Annotated in this window: 4 protein-coding genes; 3 read left to right on the plus strand and 1 reads right to left on the minus strand. The window is 53.5% G+C overall.

Annotated features, from left to right (window positions below; all coding sequences use genetic code 11):
• The first annotated feature begins 734 nt into the window (after positions 1-734).
• A complete protein-coding gene (locus BREU_RS11065) occupies positions 735-1,514 on the plus strand; it encodes a DUF1295 domain-containing protein (RefSeq protein ID WP_238567087.1) in 780 nt (259 codons plus the stop codon).
• Positions 1,515-1,545: 31 nt separating this feature from the next.
• Complete coding sequence (locus tag BREU_RS11070) at positions 1,546-2,001, plus strand: GNAT family N-acetyltransferase (RefSeq protein ID WP_044090158.1); 456 nt, start codon at positions 1,546-1,548, stop codon at positions 1,999-2,001.
• Between the two features lie 874 nt (positions 2,002-2,875).
• On the opposite strand, the gene BREU_RS11075 is transcribed toward BREU_RS11070, so the two are convergent.
• The gene (locus tag BREU_RS11075; protein WP_044090159.1) at positions 2,876-4,801 is read right to left on the minus strand and encodes an alpha/beta hydrolase family protein; all 1,926 of its coding nucleotides are present in this window, start codon (positions 4,799-4,801) and stop codon (positions 2,876-2,878) included.
• A 238-nt stretch (positions 4,802-5,039) separates the two neighbouring features.
• Here BREU_RS11075 and BREU_RS11080 point away from each other — a divergent pair.
• Positions 5,040-6,000 (plus strand): sugar-binding transcriptional regulator (locus tag BREU_RS11080; protein ID WP_044096014.1); only part of this gene is annotated, 961 nt, incomplete at its 3' end.

Consider the following 6,000-nt stretch of genomic DNA (forward strand, 5'->3'; position numbering starts at 1 on the left):
ACAAGACCCGAGAGCCTGACTACGATAGTCCATCATCGGAGGCGCGGTCCCGGAGCGGAGGTTTGCGATAGTGGACTATCGTAGCAATCCGCCTGCTTGATGCCGTACAAGCCCTGATGCGTTGCCTGCGCGTGAAGACGCTACGATAGTCCATCATCATGGTCGCCTTCCCGCGACTGGATGGCAGTTAGTGGACTATCGTAGCAATACGATGCCTGAAGGGTCCCTCAGGACGATGTGGATAACTCTCTGGCGTAGTGGACTATCGTAGCGATTTTTAGTGGACAATCGTAGCATTTCGCGTTTTCGCATCATTGGATAGTGGACTATCGTAGTCAAATTAGTGGACTATCGTAGCGATTTTGATGGACTATCGTAGTAGTTTTAGTGGACTATCGTAGTAGTTTTAGTGGACTATCGTAGTCACCGATGCCTGCTCAGCCCTACTCCTGCTTGGGTCCGGAGACACCTCTTATAGTGTTATAGTGTTATAGTTAGTTATAGTTTTTATAGTGGATGCGAAAAAACGAGTTATCCACATCCCCCTCGTCAACGACTGTTCACAATCGCTCTATTGACAGTTCATCCGTCTTCATCGGAGTCATCGTTGCACACCAATTATTGTTAATTAATTATTTAATTATCACTCATTACATAGCATCACCTTGCAACACTGCGTGACTGCCTGCAGACAACCGATCAAACCGTCTTACTCTTGTTGCATGGAGTTTGTATTGCTATTCGGTGTGGCGGCGCTTGTCAGTGCCATCGGCTTCCGCAGGTTCGTATGGTTCATCTCATTGGGATACGGCTTCTCCGTCGCGGCCATCGGTTTGATGCTGACGGTGATGTCGCTGGACGCGCGTGCTCCGGTCCCACTGGCGATGTCGGTGCTGCTCATCGTGTACGGCTGCCGTCTCGGCGGGTATCTCATGGTACGTGAACGCCGCAGCGCCGCCTACCGCGAGACGATGCGCAACGAAATCAAGGACGGCTCCGGCACCCCGCTGCCGGTGAAGGCCGTGGTGTGGCTGTCGTGCGCGCTGCTCTACGCCTGCGAGACATCACCGATCCTGTTCCGTCTGACCAACCACGCGCCCGTGGACGCCGCAGCCGTGGCCGGCATCATCGTCATGGGGACGGGAATCGTGCTGGAGTCGGCCGCCGACCATACGAAGAACCGGTACAAGCAGGCGCATCCGCACCGGTTCTGCGATGTGGGCGTATTCCGTCTGGTACGATGCCCGAACTATCTGGGCGAGGTGCTGACCTGGACAGGCGTGTATGTCTCAGGCCTCACCGCCATGCAGGGTGTATGGCAATGGCTTGCGGCTACGGCCGGATGGCTGTGCATCGTGTGGATCATGTTCGGCGGCGCCCGCAGGCTGGAGATCCGCCAGAACAAGAACTACGGCGACGACCCCGAGTACCAGGAGTACGCCTCCCGGACGCCGATCCTCATCCCGTTCATCCCCCTGTACTCGGTCGCCAAGTACCGTTGGCTCGTCGGCTGAACGACGTCATCGAGGAAAGGGTTGGAATCTGATGACGGTGACGATTCGCGCATACGATGCCATGGACGGGCGGGAGCGAGACATCAGAACCCTGGTGTTCGTACGGGAGAGCGCATGGAGGCCCGAATTCGACGAACGGGACGAGCAGGGGGCGACGACCCACCTGCCGGCGTTCGACGACGCCGATGAACCGGTCGGGACATGCCGCTTCTACCTCGACGCAGCCGTCGAACCGCACCGATACGTCATCGCGCGTCTCGCGGTGCTCGCCAAGGCGCGCGGCCACGGCGTCGGATCCGCGCTGCTGGACGAGACCGAATCACGGATAGCGGCCCTCGGCGGGGAGAGCGCGTGGGTGCATGCCGAATTCGACTACTACCCGTTCTACGAACGGCACGGCTATGTGCTGTCCGACGACGTGTACGACAACGGCCGACACGGATGGCTGAGCAAGCAGCTGAACCGTCCATGCGTTAAGGCCTCGTAGGTGCGGCATATAATTAATTAAATAATTAATTAAATAATTAATTATATGGTTCTCGACCAGCGCGTTTTGGTCCGGCAACGTCCATCGATGAGGAGTATCGAGAAAGTAATATTGATTGTTTAATTAATTAAATAATTAACAAAAAATCGTGGGTTGGTGTCGAGCATGCCGGGTTTGTTGGGTTGCGTGGGTTCACGTTCGTTCCGCTGGTAGCTGGTGTGATAGCAGCGCAGAAACGACTGTATGAGGGGAAGCCATGACTGCGAGACAGCTAACGCCTTTTCCTTAGCTTTTGTATACACATGGTTGAGGGACGATTGCCTATTCAGGTGAGGACTTATTCGAAGGCTGTTGTTCTCTCTTCGATGGTCTGTAGGTATTCTTCAGCAGACAACGGCTATGAAAGACGGTGCTCGATAATTGACGTCAGTGGGCAAACCTGGAAGCTTGTATCGATGCGACTGGCAGTTATCCATCGTTCTTCTCGCCATTCTCGTACTGCTAATGGTTCTATTCCTTTCTCCTAGGGGATAGGGGCGACTTGTATTTGTCGGCGTCTATCGCGTCGGACGCATACGTGTTTCCTGTCAGTTACAGGTCATAGTGCGGTTGACACTGGTGACCTTCCATCAGCACCTCCCGTCTTCCCTCATAGGCTTGTGTCGTACACCGTACTGAGGGCCCATACGTAGCGGATCAGGAAAAGCTGGGAGACTGCATAACAATCAATGAGCGCTGTACATCATCCACTGGAACACTAAATGACGCCAAAACGACTGGAGGGACAAACCCTAGAGAGAAATATCCGGAGCATGTCCCTCACAGCCTTATCAGGTACCCTTAACTACGTCCAACAATTGGGGCGCATCTCAAATTAGGCAGGGAAGGCAATCTGGGAGTTTACGCAAGTGATTACCATGACCAATATCGCATTGATGAGTCCTCCAAGATATGGGTTGCGAGTCTTGGAATAGATGGCGCGTGTCACGATTGGCGTGATGAACAGCAGGAATACCGTCTGGAACAGACCGTCAATTATGCGGGTGTAGCCGGCTCCGAACAAATCGTTGACGCCGGTAATCATGAAGCGTCCCCAGCCGATGCCCGAGATGATTGCCGGCACTGCTGCGCTGAACGCCGACAGAACAAGGATGTTCACCACCTTGTTGCGGCCGTATGTAGTGTTGTAATTCAGGCAATTGATGAACACGGAAGACACCACATATGCAATCAGGAAGATCGGCAGTACCTTGAGCATTTCGATAATCTTGTATGAGGCGAACGGGAAGATGCCCCAGTACAGGAATTCGAAATTGGTCTTGAAGAAGTATTGTGCGCCCCACACGAGAATCAACGTGCCGCCGGTAACGGTCAAAGCCAGCATGAGGGTTTTGAAGAAATCAAACAGCGTGGTCTTGATGTCGATTTCATCAAGGTTCATGCCATTCTTCTTGGCGAAGCAACGGTACCATACAATGGTCACGCCCAATGTGAATACCGTGGCGATTGCGCACATCAGACCAGAGAATAGAGGTTGGCCCTGCTTGAAGAACGTACCAATGTGCGTGTCGGCGTTCATGAAGTATAGGGCGAGGGTGCTGCCGGTGGCGAACAGTGTGTTCACGATAAGGCATCCCCAAGTCCACTTTGCGCTTCCGGGGATTGAAGCGGCAATGCGCATGGTTGCATCACCGCGTGAGGTGCCGCGGAAGACGGGCATTTGCGCAAGCCACAAGGCGAAGAACACGGCGAACATGAACATGGAGGCGAATGCAACAGCGCTTGCGGCAATCTTCCATGGATAAATGAGATTGTTATTGGCGAGAGTGGTGTTCACTCCGAACGCTTTGGTCATGAATTCCACGGCGTTGGCAGTGGCGTCAGTTTGGAACAGCTGCGAGGTGTGGAAACCGGGATGCAGCCAGATTACTCGGGAGGCTTCTTTGCCGTCGATGGTCTTCGTATACCATTTGCCGCTTACGCCGTCAGGGGTGGATGCGTCAGGTGTGGCTCCGAAATTCAAGAAAGATTTGGCGTTGTTGTGTTTGAGATAGTCTGGGTTGGGCAGCATTTCACCGGTATTGGGGTCGGTCTCTTTGAAGGAGAACTGATCCCACATGCCGGCGATGATGCCGACGGTGCGGTTGCCGTAGTAATTGAAATACTCTCCGTTGTCCTTGGATGCGGCCTGCGCAGAGGTGGTCTTGCCTGGGACGTAGCCAAAGCCCTGTGTTTCTGCGTCCTTGTAAATGGCGTCGCGGCTTACATATAGAACCGCTTTGATAAGCGGAGTTGTTGCTTCATTGTCGAGAAGCATGGTTTCGTGGATCGTGTTTCCGCCTCGCGATTGGCCTGAGACGGCGATTTTATCGGCGTCTACAAACGGCAATGTTGCAGCATATTTGACTGTGTCGTAAAGTCCTCGGCCGTTGACCAACCAATCGGTCGTGTTCATGACCTCGGAGTCGCCGTGTCCATACAGGTCAAACGAAAAGACTACGAATCCGCGGCGGGCCCATTCGATTTGATAGTTTTCGAACTTGTCTTTAAGGCCATTGCCGCCGTGGGCGAATACGATGGTGGGGGCCGGGGTGTCTTTGGTTGCAGACGCTGGCTTAAGCATATTCATCGCCAGTCGGTGTCCGGAGGATGATTCGATGACAAGGTTTTCCTTGGTGACATTGCCGAAATCAGTTTGAATTGCGTTGCCAAGAATGCTGCCAAGAACGCACAGCACGATTGCCAGAATTGTTCCTGCGCCGAATATGTGCTCTTTGACATATCGCCATGCATTTGCCATGGTCTCTCTCCTTAAACGACATTGTTCGCTTGTGTTTCTCTCTACAGAGTCAGTTCATCTGTGAGCTGACGTCTTGAGAGTAATTGTTCTCGAACCGGTTCGCTGTGAAAGTGATGCACAATTGTGCATGAAAGGCGAAAGCAATATCGGGCTGATGGTTTCAGTGAACGCTCACAATATATATGATTCTTAACTTTTGTGAGTTTTCGTCAATGCTCGAGTGGAATATGATGCACATATGTGCAATCAAAAGGAAGAATCATTGCTTGCGTCACTGGCGGTGCGGCAGCGTATCGAGCAACTGATCAATGTGGCGCAGTTGTATTACATGGACGGGCTCAACCAGGAACAGATCGCACGCAAGGTAGGTTTTTCGCGGTCGTCCGTCTCACGAATGCTCACCGAGGCGCGCGAACGAGGAATCGTTCACATCACCATAGGCCACCCTTTGCAGCGCTTGGTTTCGTTGGAAAACGAACTCGCAAAGAAATATGGGCTTGCTTGCGTGCGTGTCGCTCAGTCATACGACGACGACATCGCATCGACTCTTGTGCCGCAATGTGCCGCGCAATTGCTTACGGAGAACCTCAAACCGGATTCGCTGATCGTCACGTCGACCGGTACTCCGATGGCCGCGACGATTCGTGCATTGCCGGTACTCGATTATCCACGTGCGCACGTCACGCAGATGCTTGGCTCGCTCGCTTCTAATAATCCACTCACCGATTCTTCTGAGATTTGTCGCATGATGGCCGAGAGACTCGGTTGCTCCTATTCGTTGCTGCCGGCACCGCTTGTCATGCACTCGGCCTCAGTGGCCCGGGCAGTGCGCAGTGAGAAGCTCATCGCCACGGCGATTGCGCTTGGTAATCGGGCGGATATCGCCATCGTTGGAGTCGGTGCCATCCGTGACGGCCACTCAGGTCGCATTTTCAATTCGTTCGAGGATGCAGCGATTGCACGGCAAATGCAAGAAGCCGGCGTCATCGGGCACATTTGTGGTCATCACATCGATGCACAAGGCCGCCATGTGCGTACTCCGCTCTGTGAACGTACCATCAGCATTGATTTCGACCATTTCCGTCATATTCCTTTGGTCATCGGCGTTGCATGGGAGCAATGGCGTACGAACGCCCTGCACGCCTGTCTGGTCGGTGGGCTGATGAGCGGCTTGGCCACAAACCAGGGCATGGCAGAAC

Origin of the sequence: Bifidobacterium reuteri DSM 23975 (genome assembly GCF_000741695.1) — a bacterium.
In the GTDB taxonomy this organism is placed as follows: domain Bacteria; phylum Actinomycetota; class Actinomycetes; order Actinomycetales; family Bifidobacteriaceae; genus Bifidobacterium; species Bifidobacterium reuteri.